Origin of the sequence: Streptomyces bungoensis, from assembly GCF_001514215.1 — a bacterium.
Classification (GTDB): domain Bacteria; phylum Actinomycetota; class Actinomycetes; order Streptomycetales; family Streptomycetaceae; genus Streptomyces; species Streptomyces bungoensis.
In genome coordinates this window covers 147,735-165,794 of sequence record NZ_KQ948851.1, presented here as the reverse complement: position 1 = coordinate 165,794, position 18,060 = coordinate 147,735, and the positions used below count along the sequence as shown (strand labels likewise).

At 72.6% G+C, this 18,060-nt stretch carries 15 protein-coding genes; 1 reads left to right on the top strand and 14 read right to left on the bottom strand.

Annotated features, from left to right (window positions below; genetic code table 11):
- Positions 1–23: 23 nt before the first annotated feature.
- From AQJ66_RS00615 to AQJ66_RS00600, 4 genes are all read right to left on the bottom strand, one after another.
- Positions 24–1,511: a glycoside hydrolase family 3 protein gene (locus tag AQJ66_RS00615; RefSeq protein WP_061914727.1), complete on the bottom strand. Its 1,488-nt coding sequence runs from the start codon at positions 1,509–1,511 to the stop codon at positions 24–26.
- An 8-nt stretch (positions 1,512–1,519) separates the two neighbouring features.
- Positions 1,520–2,350, bottom strand: coding sequence for a carbohydrate ABC transporter permease (locus AQJ66_RS00610; RefSeq protein WP_061914723.1), 831 nt, complete (start codon positions 2,348–2,350; stop codon positions 1,520–1,522).
- Positions 2,347–3,342, bottom strand: a complete 996-nt coding sequence (locus AQJ66_RS00605) for a carbohydrate ABC transporter permease (protein WP_061914720.1) — start codon at positions 3,340–3,342, stop codon at positions 2,347–2,349. The genes AQJ66_RS00610 and AQJ66_RS00605 overlap by 4 nt, the downstream gene beginning before the upstream one ends.
- A gap of 82 nt (positions 3,343–3,424) precedes the next feature.
- Complete coding sequence (locus AQJ66_RS00600) at positions 3,425–4,705, bottom strand: extracellular solute-binding protein (protein WP_061914717.1); 1,281 nt, start codon at positions 4,703–4,705, stop codon at positions 3,425–3,427.
- 185 nt (positions 4,706–4,890) lie between these two features.
- Here AQJ66_RS00600 and AQJ66_RS00595 point away from each other — a divergent pair, with 185 nt between their 5' ends.
- Positions 4,891–5,640 (top strand): GntR family transcriptional regulator, encoded by a 750-nt coding sequence (locus AQJ66_RS00595; protein ID WP_061916569.1) that lies wholly within the window; start codon positions 4,891–4,893, stop codon positions 5,638–5,640.
- A 20-nt stretch (positions 5,641–5,660) separates the two neighbouring features.
- On the opposite strand, the gene AQJ66_RS00590 is transcribed toward AQJ66_RS00595, so the two are convergent.
- The 10 genes from AQJ66_RS00590 to AQJ66_RS00540 all read right to left on the bottom strand — a co-directional run bounded on the left by AQJ66_RS00590 (position 5,661) and on the right by AQJ66_RS00540 (position 18,058).
- Positions 5,661–7,229 (bottom strand): MmgE/PrpD family protein, encoded by a 1,569-nt coding sequence (locus tag AQJ66_RS00590; protein WP_079059998.1) that lies wholly within the window; start codon positions 7,227–7,229, stop codon positions 5,661–5,663.
- A 94-nt stretch (positions 7,230–7,323) separates the two neighbouring features.
- Entirely contained in the window at positions 7,324–7,692 is a 369-nt protein-coding gene (locus AQJ66_RS00585) for a nuclear transport factor 2 family protein (protein ID WP_061914714.1), read from the bottom strand.
- A gap of 60 nt (positions 7,693–7,752) precedes the next feature.
- On the bottom strand, positions 7,753–8,703 hold the full coding sequence (locus AQJ66_RS00580; protein ID WP_061914711.1) for a diacylglycerol/lipid kinase family protein: 951 nt from the start codon (positions 8,701–8,703) through the stop codon (positions 7,753–7,755).
- Positions 8,704–8,918: 215 nt separating this feature from the next.
- On the bottom strand, positions 8,919–9,752 hold the full coding sequence (locus tag AQJ66_RS00575) for an alpha/beta fold hydrolase (protein WP_061914707.1): 834 nt from the start codon (positions 9,750–9,752) through the stop codon (positions 8,919–8,921).
- Positions 9,753–9,825: 73 nt separating this feature from the next.
- Entirely contained in the window at positions 9,826–11,301 is a 1,476-nt protein-coding gene (locus tag AQJ66_RS00570; RefSeq protein ID WP_061914704.1) for an MFS transporter, read from the bottom strand.
- A 62-nt stretch (positions 11,302–11,363) separates the two neighbouring features.
- Positions 11,364–12,572 carry a cytochrome P450 gene (locus AQJ66_RS00565; protein WP_061914701.1) on the bottom strand — a complete coding sequence of 403 codons (1,209 nt, stop codon included), beginning with the start codon at positions 12,570–12,572 and terminating at the stop codon, positions 11,364–11,366.
- 597 nt (positions 12,573–13,169) lie between these two features.
- Positions 13,170–14,363: a cytochrome P450 gene (locus AQJ66_RS00555; protein WP_244162702.1), complete on the bottom strand. Its 1,194-nt coding sequence runs from the start codon at positions 14,361–14,363 to the stop codon at positions 13,170–13,172.
- A 196-nt stretch (positions 14,364–14,559) separates the two neighbouring features.
- Positions 14,560–16,029, bottom strand: a complete 1,470-nt coding sequence (locus AQJ66_RS00550; RefSeq protein WP_079059997.1) for an MFS transporter — start codon at positions 16,027–16,029, stop codon at positions 14,560–14,562.
- Between the two features lie 167 nt (positions 16,030–16,196).
- On the bottom strand, positions 16,197–16,964 hold the full coding sequence (locus tag AQJ66_RS00545; protein WP_061916560.1) for a thioesterase II family protein: 768 nt from the start codon (positions 16,962–16,964) through the stop codon (positions 16,197–16,199).
- A 29-nt stretch (positions 16,965–16,993) separates the two neighbouring features.
- Positions 16,994–18,058 (bottom strand): LLM class flavin-dependent oxidoreductase, encoded by a 1,065-nt coding sequence (locus AQJ66_RS00540; RefSeq protein ID WP_244162701.1) that lies wholly within the window; start codon positions 18,056–18,058, stop codon positions 16,994–16,996.
- Positions 18,059–18,060 lie beyond the last annotated feature (2 nt).

Sequence of the window (18,060 nt, the reverse complement as noted above, 5' to 3'; positions counted from 1 at the left end):
GCCCGCGTGCGCTCCGCGGCTCCTCAGCCCGCGACGACGGCCTCCGCCGCCGCCACGCCGCACACCCGGGCGGCGCCGTGGGTGGCGATGTGCAGGGCGCCGCGCGGCGGGGCCTGCGGGACGCCCATCTCGACGACCACGGTGTCCGGGCGGGCGGCGAGCAGGGTGTCCAGGGCGGCGCCCATCCAGGGGTGCCGGTGCTCGTCGCGGACGACGGCGACGATCCGCCGGCCGGCGGCGGCCGCGAGGGCCTGCGCGCCCGCGTCCGGTCCGCCGAAGGTGCCGGCCGTGCTGCCGGGCAGCAGCCGCCCCAGCTCGGCGGCAGGCCCCCAGGGCGTCTCCTCGCCGACGGCGATGTTGGGTGCCGGGCTGAACCGGGCGACGTGGACCGCCTCGGTGACCGGTGCGCCGGCCCCGCTGCGGGTCACGGTCAGCGCGCGGCGGGCCGCGGTCAGGCCGATCCCCGGGTCCGGTACGGCGGCCTCGGCGCCGCCGCGCGCCCCGGCGGTCCACCGCGCCAGCTCCCGCACCCGGGCGGCGGCGTCGGCGAGGCGCTCCTCGGGCAGCTCGCCGGAGCGCACGGCGGCCACCAGCGCGTCCCGCAGACTGAGCACGGTGCCCTCGTCGCACAGGCCGCCGCCGACGCAGATCGCGTCCGCGCCCGCCGCGATCGCCAGGACCACGCCGTGCTCCAGGCCGTACGTGGCGGAGACGGCGCGCATCTCCATGCCGTCGGTCACGACCAGGCCCCGGTAGCCGAGTTCGCCGCGCAGCAGGTCGGTGAGGATCCGGCGGGAGAGGGTGCCGGGGCGGTCCGGGTCGAGGGCGGGGACGACGATGTGCGCGCTCATGACGGCCCGGGTGCCGGCCGCGATGGCGGCGCGGAACGGGGGCAGCTCCCGCGCGTACAGGGTCTCGGCGTCCACGTCGATGCGCGGGACGGCGAGGTGGGAGTCGACGTTGGTGTCGCCGTGGCCGGGGAAGTGCTTGGTGCAGGCGGCGACCCCGGTGGACTGCAGGCCCTCGACCCAGGCGGCGGTGTGCCGGGCGGCGAGGCCGGGGTCGGCGCCGAAGGAGCGCACGCCGATGACGGGGTTGTCGGGGTTGGCGTTGACGTCGGCGGAGGGCGCCCAGTCGAGGTTCACGCCGCAGGCGGCCAGGCGCCGGCCCAGCTCGCGGGCCACGCCCCGGGTGAGGGCGGGGTCGTCGACGGCGCCGAGGGCGTGGTTGCCGGGGAAGGAGGAGCCGGTGCGCACGTCCAGGCGGGTGACGTCGCCGCTCTCCTCGTCGATGGCCACCAGCAGGTCGTCCCGCTCGGCGCGCAGCTCGGCGGTCAGCGCGGTGACCTGTTCCTCGCTGACGACGTTGCGGCCGAACAGGGCGACGGAGGCGAGCCCCTCGCCGAGGCGGCGGCGCACCCAGTCCGGTGCGGTGGTGCCGTCGAAGCCCGGCTGCAGCACCGCCAGCGCGTCGCGGGTGAGGGTGTCTGCGCCCGTGGCAAGTGTGGTCATCGGCGGTGTCATCCCTTCACGGCGCCGTCGGTCAGACCGCTGACAGCCTTGCGTTGCAGGAAGATGAACAGGATCAGGATGGGCAGGGCGAACAGGGACGAGGCGGCCATCGTGGCGCCCCAGTCGTCGCCGAACGCGGTCTGGAACTGCGACAGCCACAGCGGCAGCGTCTGCTTCTCGATGTCCTTGTTGAGGATCAGGACCAGCGGGAACTCGTTCCAGGCGGTGATGAAGCCGAACAGCGAGGTGGCCATCAGGCCGGGCGCCAGCAGCGGGAAGATGACCCGCACGAAGGCCTGGGTGCGGGTGCACCCGTCGACCATCGCCGACTCCTCCAGCTCCTTCGGCACGGCGGCCACGTAGCCGCGCAGCGTCAGGATCGTCAGGGGCAGCACCATGACGGCGTAGAAGACGGTGAGGGGGACCAGGCTGTCGAGCATGTCGTTGTCGCGGACCAGCATGTAGATGGCGATGACCATGACCTCCCAGGGCGCCATCTGCGCCAGCATGAAGGTCACGATGAAGCCGCGCCGGCCCCGGAACCGCAGCCGCGCGAGCGCGAAGGCGGCGAACAGGGCGATGACGAGCGACATGAGCACCGCGCTGACCGTGACGGTGACGGAGTTGGCCACCAGGGTCCAGAAGTGGTCGGCGTGCACGGCCTTGGTGAAGTGGCCGAAGGTGACGTCGGTCGGGACCCACACGGGGTTCTCGGAGATGATGTCGCCGGTCGGTTTGAAGGCCGTGGCGAACATCCAGTAGACGGGGAACGCGAAGCCGACGAAGAGGACGAGGGCGGTCGCGTTGGGCCAGATACGGCCGAAGACGGAGCGCTTCACAGCTCGTCCTCCTCTTGCTTGAGCACCATGCGCAGGTAGTACGAGGTGATGACGAGCAGCACCAGGATGGTGAGGAAGGAGATCGCCGCACCGACGCCGAAGTGCTGGTTGCCGACGCCCTCGACGAAGGCGTAGATCGGCAGGGTCTCGGTGAGGTGGTCCGGGCCGCCCTCGTTCAGCGCGAAGATCTGTGGGAACGCCTTGAACACCCAGATGACCTCGAGGAAGGTCGTGGCGTACAGGAAGGGCCGCAGGAACGGGAAGGTCACCGAGGTGAAGCTCTTCCACGCGCCGGCGCCGTCGAGCGACGCGGCCTCGTACAGCTCCCTGGGGATCGTGGTGGTGGCCGCGTACAGGTTGATCGCCACGAACGGGATCGACTGCCAGACGATCAGCAGCGTGATCACGGAGAAGGTGGAGAACTGGGAGCCGAACCAGTTGTAGTCGGCCATGGAGTGCCAGCCGGCCTTGTCCAGGACCCAGTTGACGACGCCGAAGCGCTGGGCGAACAGCCACTGGTAGACGGTGGTGGCCGCGATGACCGGCATGGCCCAGGCGAGGACCAGGCCCAGCAGGAGCGTCAGCCGCATCTTCCTGCCGAGGCGGGCCAGCAGCAGGCCGACCAGGGTGCCGAGGACCATGATCAGCACGACGTTGGCGGCGGTGAAGACCACCGAGCGCTCCACGACGTGCCAGAAGTCCGAACCGGTCAGGACCTCCTGGTAGTTGTCGACGCCGTTCCACTCGGTGAGGTGCTGGATGAGCTGGCGCGGGTTGAGGTTCTGGAACGACAGCATGCCGTTCTTGACCAGGGGCCAGCCGAGCAGGACCAGGGTCGCCAGCAGCGCGGGCAGCAGGAGCAGATAGGGGGCGGCACCGCCGCGGCGGGCGGACGGGGCCGGGGTGCGGTCCTCACCTCGCGGCGCCGGCACCCGGGCCTTGCGGACAGCGGGCTGACCGGCCGTGTCCGTGCCTTCGGTCTGCACTGACATGAGTTGCCATCTCTTCCGGGGCCGTACGGGCCGTACGACTGACTGAGCCGGGGGCGTCCGCCGACGCCCCCGGCGCGGGTCATCAGTTCTGCTGGGCCAGGCGCTTGTTGATCTCGCCCTCGACCTGCTTGGCGGCGGCCGCCGGGGACTTGCCGTTGAGCACGGCCGTCATGTACGACTTGATCGGGTTGGGGGTGTTCTCCACCGCGGCCCACTCGGGGATCAGCGGGGTGGTGCCGCCGGCCGCGGCGCCCGGCGCGGCGGCCTCGGCGACGGCGTTGCCCTTGAGGTTGGTCTCCAGGGACTGCTTGTTGGGGATGACGCCGTTGAGCTTGGCCAGCTCGCCCTCGTACTGGTCGGAGAGGGCGATCTTCAGGAACTCCTTGGCCAGGGCCTGCTTCTTGCTGCCCTGGGCGACGGCGAGGTTGGAGCCGCCGAGGAAGACGCCCTCGGGCTTGCCGGCCGTGGCGCCCGGGATGGTGAAGTAGCCGAGGTCCTTCTCGATGGACTTGTTGGCCTGGACGGCCGTGCCGGCCTCCCAGCCCATGCCGATGAACGCGCCGGTCTTGCCCTTGGCGAAGACCTGGGCCTGCTGCGGGGTGGCCTCGTCCTTGTCCTTGGGGGCCTTGGAGTAGGAGGCGTACTTCTTGTAGATCTCCATGGCGGCGGAGACCTTGGGGTCGCCGAGGTTGGAGACGTACGTGTCGCCCTGCTTCTTCACCAGGTCGGCGCCCTGGCCGATGGTCAGGCCGTCGAAGAAGTACCAGTTCTGGCCGGGCAGGTAGAGCGGCTCGGCGCCGGTCTTCTTGCCGATGGCGTCCAGGTCCTTGAAGAACTCGTCCCGGGTCTTCGGGGTGTCCTTGATGCCGGCCTTGGCCCAGATCTTCTTGTTGTAGATGACGACGCGGTTGGCGAAGTACCACGGTGCGGCGTACTGCTTGCCGTCGTAGACGGAGGAGTGGGAGACCGACGGGGTCCAGTCCGAGCCGATCTGCTGCTTCAGGTCGCCCAGTTCGGCGAGGCCGCCGGTGGCGGCGTAGGCCGGGGTCTGGGTGTTGCCGACCTCGAGGACGTCCGGCGGGTTGGACTCGGAGAGGGCGGTGGTGATCTTCTGCTGGATCCCGTCCCACTTCTGCGTCTCGAACTTGAGCTTGGCGCCGGTCTTCTTCTCGAAGGCCGCCTGGACGTCCTTCGTCCACTGCTCAGGCGCCGAGCCGTCCATCGTCCAGACGGTCAGCGTCTGGCCCTTCCAGCTGTCCGGTCCCGCGTTCTTGCCGGTGTTGTCGTCGTCGTTCCCGCCGCACGCCGAGACGGAGACCATCATGCCCGCGATCACGATCGCGGCCGCAAGCTTGCGCTTCACGCCACCCTCCTCAGGGATACCACTAACCCCCCACGCCCTCGGCGGTGACCTGCGTACGACGCTGTTGCACGTAGGGCTCGGGTCTGGCCACTAATGGTGTAGACCAGTACGGTGGAGCTTGGCCTAGACCTTTAGGAGTGTCAAGGGTGGTTCGGGAAGCCGACAGGCGCCGTTACGAGAAAGTCATCCAGGAAAGTCACCTGGCACGGCCGCCCGGCCGCACCGCGCGCGTGCCGAAGTACTACCGGGTCAAGCAGCAGGTGCTGGAGATGACGCGGGCGCTGCCGCCCGGTGCGGCCATGCCCGCCGAACGCCTGCTCGCCGTCCGGCTCGGCACCTCCCGCACCACCGTCCGGCAGGCGCTGCAGGAACTGGTGGCCGAGGGCCGGCTCGACCGCGTCCAGGGCAGGGGCACCTTCGTCGCCCAGCCCAAGCTGTACCGGACCCTGGACCTCACCTCGCACACCGAGGACATGCGCGCCCAGGGCCTGACGCCGGCCTCACGGGTGCTGGACGTCGGCGAGATCCCGGCCGACGCGAAGCTGTCGGGGCTGCTCGGCATCGCGGCCGGTGAACGGGTCCTGCGCATCGAGCGGTTGCGGCTCGCGGGCGGCGACCCCATGGCGATCGAGACGACCCACCTGTCGGTCCGGCGCTTCCCGGGACTGCGCGGGTCGCTCGACACCCACCCGTCGCTGTACACCGCCCTCGCCGAGGTGTACGGCGTCCGGCTCGCGGAGGCCGACGAGACCATCGAGACGTGCCTGTCCACCCCGCGCGAGGCCCAGCTCCTGGCCACCGACGTGGGCCTGCCGATGCTGCTGCTGTCCCGGCACTCCCGGGACGCCGGGGGCACGCCGGTGGAGTGGGTGCGCTCGGTGTACCGGGGCTCGCGCTACAAGTTCGTCGCGGCACTGCGCCGCCCGGCCGGCTGACGGAGGGCCGGGCAGGGCGCTCAGTCCAGGAACGCCGTCTCGATCCAGCGGCGGACCGCACGCGGGCGCATCCGGTGCAGCCTGCCAACGGTGTCGGCCACCTGCTGCGAGCCGCCGACCGACAGGAACTTCTCCCGTACCAGGTCGGCGTGGCCCGCCCGGGTCTCCGGGCCGGCGGCGCCCACCGGGATCAGCCGGGTGCGGGAGACCGTACGGCCGTCCGTCAGCCGTACGGTGACCCGGGCGCCGGTGGCCTTGGTGGACCGGGAGAAGTCCCGGTCGTCGGCCCGCGCGGCGCCGACCAGGTCCACCAGCTCGTCCCCGCCGAAGCCGCGCAGCCAGGGCACGGCCAGGTCCCCCGCCTCGCGTACCGCCTCGCCGAACGGCGCGTCGGACAGGAAGAGTTCGCGGGTCATGTCGGTGTCGTGCTCCAGGCGGATCCGCTTGGCCAGCGCCCACCGGTCGGGGTCGTCCAGCAGCGGCGAGGAGAAGTCGTCCACCGAGAACTCGCCGGTCAGCAGCGTGGTGGCGACCGGGTAGGGCACGTCCAGGACCAGCGCGCCCAGCGGGGAGCCGGGGCCGGTGACGTACTGGGCGGCCCGCTCCCCCGCGAACAGCGTGTACAGCGAGGCCTCGACGACGACCTCGGCCACGTCCTCGGGCCGCAGGGAGCCGAGTTCCCGGTGGATCTCGGCGGCGCAGTCGACCGCCGCGTCGATGCCGGGGCCGCCGGGGTGCATCTTGAAGGAGAGGGTGTCCGTGTGCCAGCGGCGGCCCAGGCCCTTGGCCACCGCCTGCGGCAGCGGCACGGTCGCGAACCGGGCCAGGAAGCCGTCGCTGTGCTCCATGATGTCCGGCGCCCCGCGCAGCCCCGCGTAGGCCGCGTCGCAGGCGTCCATCGCGGTGCGCACCGGGGTGAACGTGTTGAACAGCCGGGCGTCGCTGGCCAGGAAGGCGCGCATCAACGGCCAGTTGGGCATGGCGAACGCCAGCCCGAAGGCGTTCTCGAAGAGGGTGGCGGAGGCCCGGTCGCAGTGCAGGCGGCCCGCGACGGCGCCGGCCAGGTGGGTGTGCACGGCGCTCTGTCCGCGCAGCGGGCCGAGGGTCGCCGAGGCGGTGATACGGGCCGCGCACTCGTTGGCCGCGACCACGGCGGTGAGCAGCGAGAGTCCGTCGAGCTGCCGGGCGTAGGCGAAGGCGAGCGGGACGGCGACCGTGGAGTTGGACAGGTGCCCGGCGTACGCCGTGTCGTCCAGGTTGAGCCAGGAGCCGAGCGCGGCGAACACCCCCGCGGCCTGCCGCGGGTCGCGCTGCATCGGGTGCCCGAAGGCGGCCACCAGCTTGCGGCCCAGGGGGTGCTGGAGACCGGCCCGGATGGAGGCGATCTGCGACAGCACCTGGCTGGCGGCGAGCTTCAGCACCCGGCACGGGACGTGCTGCGGGCGCAGTCCGGCCGCCCAGTGGGACAGTTCGCGCAGCGGGGTGTCGGCGGACGTGCGGCCGCGGGCGGCCCGGGGCAGGGGCTGCGCCTGCTCGGCCCAGTCGGCGCACAGCGCCCGGGCGACGCTCTCCCCGAGGACAGCGGTCATGAGGGGGCTACCTTCCTTGCCGTGCGTGCGTCGAGGGTGCGCACACGACCGCGGGAGCACCGGCGAGCCGGTGCTCCCGCGGTGGGCGCCGTGCTCAGGCGGCCGGGACCTTGTCCAGGAAGCCGTAGACGGCCTTGATCCTGCCCGCCTCGTCGGTGACCAGGACGTCGAAGCCGATGGCGATCGGCTCGGCGCCCGGCTCGGTCACCAGGCCCCACTGGAAGCGGGCCTGGTTGTGGTGGGCGTCGACGGTGCCGTGCAGTTCGAAGGTGAGGCCCTTGAACTGGTCGCGGGCACCGGCCACCACGGCCCCGAAGCCCTCGTGGCCCTCGACCGCCGCGAGCGGGTCGATGTACGGGGCGTCTGCGGTGAACAGCTCGGCGATGGCCGCGGCACGCTTCTCGGCGTCCGCCTCGTTCCAGATGTCGAGGTAGCGGGAGACGGTGGTGGTCAGGTCGCTCATGCGGGCGTTCTCCTCTGTTACGTGCTTCTTGTTTCTTCGGACGGGTGGCTTCGTGAGGCTTCAGGCGGTGGCCGGCGCCCAGACCGGGAGGGCTCCGGGGAGCACCTCGAAGGTGGCCGAGGGGCCGATGCCGTGCTGGTACTCGCCGTCGTGCTCCAGCGGCAGCCTGCGGCCGTCGGTGCGCTCGACGGTGATCGTGCGGCCGCGCGCGTACACGGTCGCCGGGTGGTCCATGTGCGCGGCGTTCAGGGTGAGTCCCGGAACGTCGGCCGCGGGGATCTCGCCGCCGATGACGCAGACGTCGAGCAGTCCGTCGTCGAGCAGCGAGTCGGGCAGGACCTGGAACCGGCCGCCGCGGTAGCGGCCGCCGCCGACGTTGGCGAGGACCGTGGGGCCCTCGTGCACGACCCGGCCGTCCACGGTGACCCGGCCCGGGTACGGCTCGTAGCCGGCGGCCGTGTCGGCGAAGGCGCGCGAGTAGCGCTCCCGGCCGGTCAGCGGCAGATCCCGGGCGGTGATCAGTGCGTCGGCGATCACCCCCGAACACGCGCCCAGGTAGACGCAGTTGCGGGTCTCCGCGAGGCGGGCCAGGTCCAGCCGGCGCAGCCGGACGCTGCCGCCGATGCCGTGGTCGGTCAGGACCGCCTTCAGGGACTCGCTCCAGGGCCGCTCGCCCCACAGCATCTTGTAGCCGGAGTTGCCGGTGCCGCCGGGAATCACGGTGAGCGCGGCGGCGCCGGTGACGGGCACCAGCCCCTGCACCGCTTCCCGTACGGTGCCGTCGCCGCCGATGACGACGATCAGGTCCGGCGCCCCGCCGGGCCGCTGCAGGGCCCGGCGCACGGCGACGGTGGCGTCCCCCGGCCCGGTGGTCAGGTGCACCTCGGTGTGCTCCAGGCACGAGGCGCACAGCTGCCGCACCTCCTCGACCAGTTCGGGCGAGTGGCTGCCGGAGGCGGGATTGCCCAGGACGAGCGCCCGGGTGGGAGCCGGGGCTGCGGTGTCTGCCATGTCGGCGTACTCCTTCGTCGGACGGCACCGGCGGACCGGGCGGGCTGAGCGCCCCGGCGTCGCGGCGGTCTCCACTGTGCCGGGGGGTGCTGACACGGGTCTGACATGCCGCTGACGCGGCGGCGGGTGGGGCGCCGCGATGGTGCGGCAACGGCCGGAACACGAACGTCCGGCCCCCCTGGGCGGGGAGCCGGACGTGCCCCGGACGCGGGAGGTCACTCCTTCACGAACGCCAGCAGGTCGGCGTTGAGCCGCTCCGCGTGGGTCGCGAACAGCCCGTGCGCGGCGCCCTCGTACGTGAGGAACCTGCTGCCGGGTATCAGCCCGGCGGTCCGCGGCCCGCACAGCGCGTAGGGGGCCGCCAGGTCCGCGGTGCCGTGGACCACCAGGGTGGGGACCCGCACCGCGGCCGTCTCCGCCCGCTGGTCGGTGGTGAACAGCGTGCGGTAGATCTCGATCCCGGCTCTCGGCGAGGTGTTCAGGCACATGCCGATCAGCCAGCCGGCGAGCTGCCGGGAGATCGGCAGCTCGTCCGGGTCCGGATCCGGGCGGCCGGCGAAGAACGGCCACGTCAGGGCGTCCAGCCAGGCGGCCCGGTCGGTGCGGATCGCCTGCTCGACCTGCTCGAACAGCCCGTACTCCAGGCCTTCGGGGTGGTCCGGGGCGCGCAGCAGGAACGGTGTCGTCGAGGCGACCAGGGCCAGCTTCCCGACCCGGGCGGTGCCGTACCGGGACAGGTAGCGCACGCACTCGCCGCCGCCGACCGCGTAGCCGACCAGCACGGCGTCCCTCAGGTCGAGGTGGTCGAGCAGGTCGGCCAGGTCGCCGGCCAGGGTGTCGTAGTCGTATCCGGTCCAGGGGACGTCCGAGCGGCCGCTGCCGCGCCGGTCGTAGGTGACGCAGCGCAGGCCGTGGCCGGCCAGGAACGGTGCCTGGAACTCCCACATGCGCGAGTCCGCCATGGCCGCGCCGAGCAGGACGACGGGCCGTCCGTCGCCCCAGTCGCTGTAATGCAGCCGGGTGCCGTCGCGGGTGGTGAGGTACGGCATGTCCTCGTGCCTCCTTTCCGATTCCGGTGATGGGTGCGGTCGGTACGGTCGGTGCGGCCGGGTGCCCGGGCGCTCACTTCCGGGCGGCGCGGCCCGGGGCGGCGAGCACCAGCAGCGAGGCGAGGACGCCCAGGCAGACGAGCGGGACCAGGGTGACGGCGAACGCGTGCGGGTAGGCGCCGGCCTTGCCGCCCGCGTGGGCGAGGGCGGGGAAGAAGACCGTGCCGGCGATCGCCACGCCGACGGCGGCCCCGCCCTCCTGCGCGGTGTTCAGCAGCCCGGAGGCGGCGGCCGCGTGCTCGGGGACCGCGCCGCCCAGCACCAGGTTGGTCAGCGGGCCGGTGGTCAGGCCCATGCCGAGCCCGGCCACGAGCAGCACCGGCAGCAGCCACAGCACGTGCCCGCTCATCCCCAGGTCCCGCACGGTCAGGGCGATCGCGGTGTAGCCGACGGCGAGGACGAGCGGTCCGGCGGCCACCCGGCGGGCGTTCACCGAGGCGGCGAACCGCGCGGAGACGATCGAGGCGCCGAAGTAGCCGGCGCCCAGCGCCAGGAAGAGCAGCCCCGACTCCAGCGGGGTCAGTCCCCGGCCCAGCTGCAGGTAGAGGGCGAGGGTGAAGAAGAACGAGCCCATGGCGAGGAAGTAGACGACCGTGGCGAGCAGGCCCACCGAGAACAGCCGGGAGCGGAACATCCCCGGCTCGATCAGCGGGCCCCGGCCGGCGGCCGCCCGGCGGCGCAGGTGCCACACGGTCACCGCCAGCAGGACGGCCGCCCCGGCCAGCGCCTCCCACACCCACACCGGCCAGTGGCGCTCCTGGCCCTCGAGCAGCGCGAACACCACCAGGCCCAGGGCCGCCGTGACCAGCAGGGCGCCGAACAGGTCGAGCCGGGTGCCGCCCTGGCCGCGGGACTCGGGGATCGTGCGGCGGGTGAAGGCCAGCGAGAGCAGGCACAGCGGGACGTTGATCAGGAAGATCGTGCGCCAGCTGAGGCCGGCCACGTCGACGGAGATCAGCGCGCCGCCGATGAACTGGCCGAAGACACCGGCGAGTCCGATGACCAGGCCGTAGACGTTGAAGGCGCGGTCGCGGGCCTCGCCGGTGTACACGGTGCCGATGATGCCCAGCACCTGGGGCACCATCAGCGCCGCCGAGGCGCCCTGGGCGATCCGGGCCACGACGAGGACGGTCACCGAGGGCGCGAGACTGCACGCGGCGGAGGCCACCATGAACAGCGCCATGCCGAGGGCGAACATCCGCCGGCGGCCGTAGAGGTCGCCGAGCCGGCCGCCGGTGATCAGGCCGGAGGTGAAGGCCACGCCGTAGCCGACGACGATCATCTGGGCCTGGGCGGCGGTGGCGTGCAGGTCGGCCTTGATGGCGGGCACGGCCACGTTGGCGATGAAGAAGTCCAGCACCGTGATGAACGTGCCGACGAGCACCACCACCAGGGCACCGGCCGAGGGGGCGGCAGCCGGTGCGCCGGCGGCGGGGGCCGGCCTCGCACGCCCCTCCACCGCGACTTCCGGGCTTGCTTCAGAAGTCATGACGACTCCGTTTCCTTGATTTCTCACTGTGGGTTGGCTGGTGCACCGGCGGATTCCTCCGGTCACCAGGTCACGGGAAGTCGGGTCACGCCGTGGAAGACGGTCCCGCGGCGGAACAGCGTCCGCGGGTCGGCCGCGAGGCGGAGGCCGGGGAAGCGGCGCAGCAGGGAGCGCAGGGACAGCTCCATCTCCAGCCGGGCGAGCGGTGCGCCCTGGCAGTAGTGCGGGCCGAAGCCCCACTGCAGGTGGTGGCTGGTGTCGCGGTGCGGGTCGAGGCGGTGCGGGCAGGCGAAGACCGACTCGTCGTGGTTGCCCGCGGGCACCGAGATGACGACGGCGTCGCCCTTCTCGACGGTCACGCCGCCCAGTTCCAGGTCCTCGACGGCGAGGCGGACCATGGCGTCCTGGGAGATCGACCAGTACCGCATGGACTCCTCGACGAACTTCGGGACGAGCGCGCCGTCGTCGGCGGCGACCTGTTCCCGCAGCTCGTCGTCGCGCAGCAGAGCGAGGACGTTCAGGGCGATCTGGTTGGTGGTGGTCTCGTGGCCCGCGACCAGGACGAGGCGGGCGATGCCGACGAGTTCGTCGAGGGTGAGGGCGCCGGTCGCGTGGTGGTTGACGGCGAGCCGGCTGATCAGGTCGTCGCCGGGGGCGGCGAGCTTGCGCAGGGCCAGCTTGGCGAGGTACTCGGACATCTCCTCGAACGCGGCCAGGGAGACGGCCGGGTCCTCCTGGGAGATGGTGACGCGGGTCTTCTCGACGAAGAACGGGGAGTCCTCCTCGGGGACGCCCAGCAGGCGCGCGATGACGAGGGTGGGCAGGGCCCGGGAGAAGACGGCGTGCAGGTCGGCCGGCTGCGGCTGGGCGGCCAGTTCGTCCAGCAGCTCGTCCACCAGCCGCTGGACCGGCTCGCGCAGCCGCTTGACGCGGCGGGCGGTGAACTCGGTCTGGATCATGCCGCGCAGCCGCGCGTGCTCGGGGTCGTCCAGGCGGAGGAACGAACTGGGGTTGCCCCCGGGCGGCACCTGGATGCGCACGGGGGCGCCGGGTAAGGTCTCGTCGGCGCTCAGCCGCGGGTCGGCCAGGGCCTGGCGCACGTCGGCGTAGCGGGTCACCAGCCAGGCGAGCCGGGACTCCGCGGCTCCGGCCGGGATCCGCACCACGCAGGGCGGCGCCTTGCGCAGCTCGGCGAGCAGCGGCGGTGGGGCGCCGTCCTCGGTGCGGGCGAAGGGCCAGTCAAGGATGTCGGTGTGGTCCGCGAGTGACATGTTCGTCCTCCGTGTTCGGGGGGCAAAGGTGATCCTCGGCACCGACTCTCTCTCTGCGCTGGGCACGGTGAAGGGGGCCCGGAACGGGCCCACGGAAGGGGAATGCCTCCCTCCGGACCACGCGCGGACGTCGTACGCCACCTTCGCGCAAGGCCCTGACACCGCGCTGACACAGCGCTGACACGGGTCCCTGCCGGGGCCCGTGGAGGTCGGTGGGGGGAGGCTGCTAGGGCGTGTGCGGGGCGCGGGTCCGCCGGGGTGCGGCGGACGGGGCCTGCCGGGGCAGGCGGTTGCGTGGTGGCTCGGGGTGCACGGCTCCGTGGGCCGGTTCACGGGTGCGGAGCGGTGCCGGACGGCGGCCGGGTCGGCCGTGGTACGGGCCCGGAGCGGGGGTGTGGGCCATGACGGGTGTTCTCCTCACGTCGGACGCACCGGCGGCGAACCGGAGCGGTGGCGGGCGCGTGTGGCGGTAATGACTTTGCCAAGGAGAACTGACCCGGGGCTGACCTCGGACTGACGGGCCGGCCGCGGCCGGGCCGGTGCGGGGGCGGGGCCGTGGTGGGGACACGGCCCTCCTTCACCCGGGTGGAGCGGCCGTCACCAGGTGACGGGGAGTTCCTCCAGGCCGTAGACGAGGGTGTTCTCGCGGAAGCGCACGTCCTCGGCCGGGACGGCCAGGCGGAGCGCGGGGAAGCGGGCGAAGAGGGCGCTCAGGCACACCTCCAGCTCCATGCGGGCCAGCGAGGCGCCGGGGCACAGGTGCGCGCCGAAGCCGAAGGCGAGGTGGCCGGAGGCGTTTCGGTGGATGTCCAGCCGGCCGGGGTCGGGGTAGACCGACTCGTCGTGGTTGGCGCCGGGTATCGCCACGATCACGCCCTCACCGGCGCGGATCTGCGCCCCGCCCAGTTCGACGTCGGCCACGGCGGCCCGCACCTGGTTGTCCTGGGAGATGGACCAGTAGCGCAGGAGCTCCTCGACGGCCGGCTTGAACAGGGCCGGTTCGGCGCGGAGTTCGGCCAGCTGGGCCGGGTCGCGCAGCAGGCTGAGGACGCTCAGGCTGATCTGGTGGGCGGAGGTCTCGTGCCCGGCGACCAGGAAGAACCGGGCCATGGCGACGAGTTCCTGGTGGGTCAGCTCGCCGGTGGCCACGTAGCGGGTGGCCAGCCGGCTGATCAGGTCGTCCTTCGGGTTCTCCGTGCGCTGCGCGGCGAGCCTGTCCAGGAACCGGGTCATCTCCACGAAGGCGGCGTACGTCTCCTCGGGCGTCGCGTCCTGGGAGAGGATGACCCGGCTCTGCTCGGTGAACGTCGCCTCGTCCTCCTCCGGGACGCCGAGCATCCGCGCGATGACCAGCGAGGGCAGCCGCACCGCGAAGCCCTCGACCAGGTCGGCCGGGTTCGGGCCCGCCGCCAGCTCGTCCAGCAGCCGTTCGACGAGGAGTTCGACCTCGGGGCGCAGCGCGCGGGTGCGGCGGGCGGTGAACTCGGTCATCGCCATGCGGCGCAGCCGGCCGTGCTCGGGGTCGTCCATGCGGTTGAACGACATGACGCCGGGCTCGGGCGGCAGCTGGATGCGGATGGGGAAGCCGGGCTTCTGGTCGTCGGCGCTGAAGCGGTTGTCGTTGAGCACCCGCCGCACGTCGGCGTGCCGGGTGACCAGCCAGGCCTCGCCGCCGCGGATGCGCACCTTCTGCGGGGGCTCCTTGCGCAGGCTCTCGTAGGCGTCCGGTGGCGCGTAGGGGCAGGAGCGCGGCATGGGCCAGGCTGGAAGGGGCTCACAGGAATCGGTCACGGTGTCCTCCCGTTGGTAAGGCTGAAATCGAGCGGGCTATTTCGGCCGCCATCGTGGAGGAGGTGACTGACCTGTTTCTGATGCATGGCTGACGGGCACACGGACTCTTTGCCTCCGTGTGCCCGTCGGTTGAGCTTTGTACTTGTCGCGGTCCGCGGCCGGCCGCCGGCCGGCCGCGGGGCCGTCCCGGTTCGGCTCAGGCGGCCTCCGCCCTGCGCGGCAGCAGCTGCACCAGAGCCGCCACCAGCACGCAGATACCCGCCTGGACCAGCAGGCTCGTGCCGAAGGCGTGGGCGTAGGAGTGGGCGCCGACCCGGTGGCCGGCGACGCTGAAGAAGACCACGCCGATCACCGCGATGCCGATGGCGTTGCCCATCTCCTGGGCGGTGGAGAAGACACCGGACGCGGCGGCCGCGTGGTGCGGGGCCACCCCCTCCAGGACCAGCGAGGTGAGCGGGGCGACGACGAGGCCCATGCCGAACCCGCCGAGGACCATGGCCGGAATGCACCACTCGACGGAGCCGCTGGTGTCCAGGTGCCACACGGTCTCGGCCAGGGCCACGTCACCCGCCGCCAGCAGCAGCGCGCCCAGCGCCAGGACCTGCTTGCCCAGCTTGGCCGCGGCCTTCGGCGCCTGCACGGAGCCGATGAAGAAGCCGAGGCCCAGCGGGATGAACAGCAGCCCGGACGTGAGCGCGGACTGGCCGCGGCCCTCCTGCAGGTAGAGGGCGAGGACCAGGAAGAAGGAGGCCATCGCGGCGAAGAACACCAGCAGCGAGACCACGCCCACGCCGAACGCGCGGTCCTCGAACAGGCTCGGGTGGACCAGCGGCGACTTGCCGCGGGCGGCCTTGCGGCGCTGGGTGTACCAGAACGCGGCCAGCAGCGGCACGGCGGCCACCAGGCACTCCCAGGTCCAGGTGGGCCAGCCCTGCTCGCGGCCCTCGACCAGCGGCAGCACCACGGCGGTGAGCCCGGCGGTCACCAGGACCACACCGGTCAGGTCGAGTCCGGTGCGGCCGTCGGCCCGGGACTCGGGGACCACCTTCGGGGTCAGCAGCAGGACGACGGCGCCGATCGGCACGTTGATGAGGAAGATGGTCCGCCAGTCCCAGCCGAACACGTCCGCCTTGATCAGCAGGCCGCCGATCAGCTGGCCGAAGACGGCCGAGGCGCCGAGGGTGAGGCCGTAGGCGTTGAACGCGGCGACCCGGGCCTTGCCCGTGTACGTCGTGGTCAGGATGCCGAGGACCTGGGGGATGACCAGCGCGGCCGCGGCGCCCTGCACGGCGCGCGCCGCGATCAGCTCGCCCATGTTCGGCGCGACGCCGCAGGCCAGCGAGGCGAGCGTGAACAGGGCGAGGCCGACGGAGAAGACGCGCCGGCGGCCGTAGAGGTCGCCGAGCCGCCCGCCGGTGATGAGCATGGCGGACAGGCCGATGTTGAAGGTGGCGGCGACCAGCTGGATCTCGGCGCTGGTCGCGTGCATCCCCCGCTGCAGCGAGGGGATGGCCACGTTGACGATGAAGAAGTCGAGGTTGGTGATGAACAGGCCGGCCAGCACGACCAGGAGCGCGCCCCAGGCGGGCGTGCCGGCGGCCTCCTCGATGTCCGGTGGCGGTGCGGCCGCGGCCGCGCTGCCGGTCAGTTCCGCTTCGGTGGTCATGGACGACCCTCCTAGGTCGTTTCGTGCCGGTGGTGGTGCCGGTGGTGGGAAGCCGGCTTCGTCCCTGCCCGCTACGCACGACAGGGCGCGGGACGGCACCCGGTGCGACGGTCATCGGGTCACTGTCCCGCGCCCTGCTGACACGGCGCTGACACGGCCTCGTTCGGTCAGCTCGCGGCGGTGGCGACGGTCCGCTGCAGACGGTGCGCGAAGTGCGCGGTGACGGCCTGGGCGTGGGTGTCGATGTAGAAGTGGCCGCCCTCGTACTCGTTGTGGCCCAGGTAGGTGGGCGTGCGCTCGGCCCAGTGGGTCATGGCGTCGGGGGCCTCCTGGAGCGGGTCGCTGCGGCCGCCGTAGGAGGCGAGCGGGCAGGTGACGCCGGCGCCGTCGTCCTCGTACTGGGCGGCGACCCTGAGGTCGGCGCGCAGGGCGGGCACGACCAGGGCGAGCATCTCGGGGTTGTCGTAGATCTCGGCCGGGAACGAGCCCAGCTTCTTGATCCACTCGACCAGTTCGGGCTCCGGCATCCGGCTCTGCTCCTCCGTCGGCTGGAAGAAGCCCTCGGGCGACCAGCCGGACATCCCGACCATCGCCGGGGTCCGCCCGCCCTCCTCCTCCATCCGGATCGCCAGCCGGAACGCCAGCTGGGCGCCGAGGCAGTGGCCGAAGAACGCGAACGGGCGCTCGTCGAGGTCGTTGAGGACCGCCTCGTGCAGGGCGTCGAGCAGCGGCCAGAACTCCTCGTAGGTGGGCTCGTCCCGGCGGTTGTGACGGCCCGGCAGGGTGACCGCCTGCGGCGAGATGTCTGGCGGCAGCAGGGTCTCCCAGTCGCGGTAGATGATGGCGCCGCTGCCCGCGTGGGGCAGCAGGAACAGCCGGATCGAGGCGTCGGGCGAGGGCTCCACGGGGTGGAACCAGTGCCCCTCGCTGGACATCTGCCGGCCTATGGTGCCGATGGCGGTGGTCACGACTGCGTACTCCCAACGGTGGTGGACGAGCCGAGGGCGCGTACCGCGGGCAGCAGCACCTCGGCGATCTCCTTCAACTGCGGCTCGGGGTCGAGCGATCCGATCCGTACGACCAGGTGCCGGGCACCGGCGCGGACGTATCCCCCGAGCCACTCGGCGCACTTCTCGGCGCTGCCCCAGGCGTAGGCCTGGATGCTGCTCATCTGCTCCAGGGAGCGGCCGTAGTAGTGGCTGATGTAGTGCTCGAGCTCGGCCTTCGCCGCCGTCTCGCTGCGGTTCACGGTGACGGTGGCGTAGAGCGCGGGCGTGACCGTGCGGCCGGCCTCCGCCGCGAGTTCGGCGATCCGGCGGCGGGCGCGGCCGTAGGCGTCGACGTCGGGCAGGAAGGGCAGCCAGCCGTCGTAGCGGGTCGCCGCGCGGGCGAGCACCTTGGGGGTGTCGCTGCCGGCCAGCCACAGGGGCGGGCCGCCGGGGACGGCCGGCGAGGGCAGCCGGTCCAGGTTCTCCGCCAGCCAGTACCGGCCCTGGAACGCGGCGGGTTCGCCCTCCTCGCCGGCCCGCCACGCGGTGCGCCACAGCGCCGTGATCTCGTCCAGGCGGCCGACCCGGCCCTGGAAGGAGGCGCCGACGGAGGCGAACTCCTCCTCGGTCTCGGCCATGGGGAAGCCGGAGCCGAGACCGAGGACGAGCCGGCCGGCGGCGACGTGGCTGAGGCTCGCGATCATGTTGGCGCCGATGAGGGGGTGGCGCAGGGCCGGGGTGAGGGCCGCGGTGCCGACGGTGATGCGGCTCGTCGCGGCCGCCGCGGCCGACAGCACGACCAGCGGGTCCAGACGCGGGCGGGCGGTCAGCGAGTCGCCGGCCCACAGCGAGTCGAAGCCGAGGGCTTCCGCCTGGCGGGCGAAGTCGAGCAGGGGGGCGGCGGCGTAGGTGCCGTTGATGGCCTGCTCCCGGGTGGGGAGGAGGATGCCGATCTGCAGCGGGGGGTTCGGGTCCGTCGCGGGGTGCGAAGCGGTTCCCCGCGCCGCTGGGGAGCTGCTCTCCCCGGCGTTGGAAGGCATGC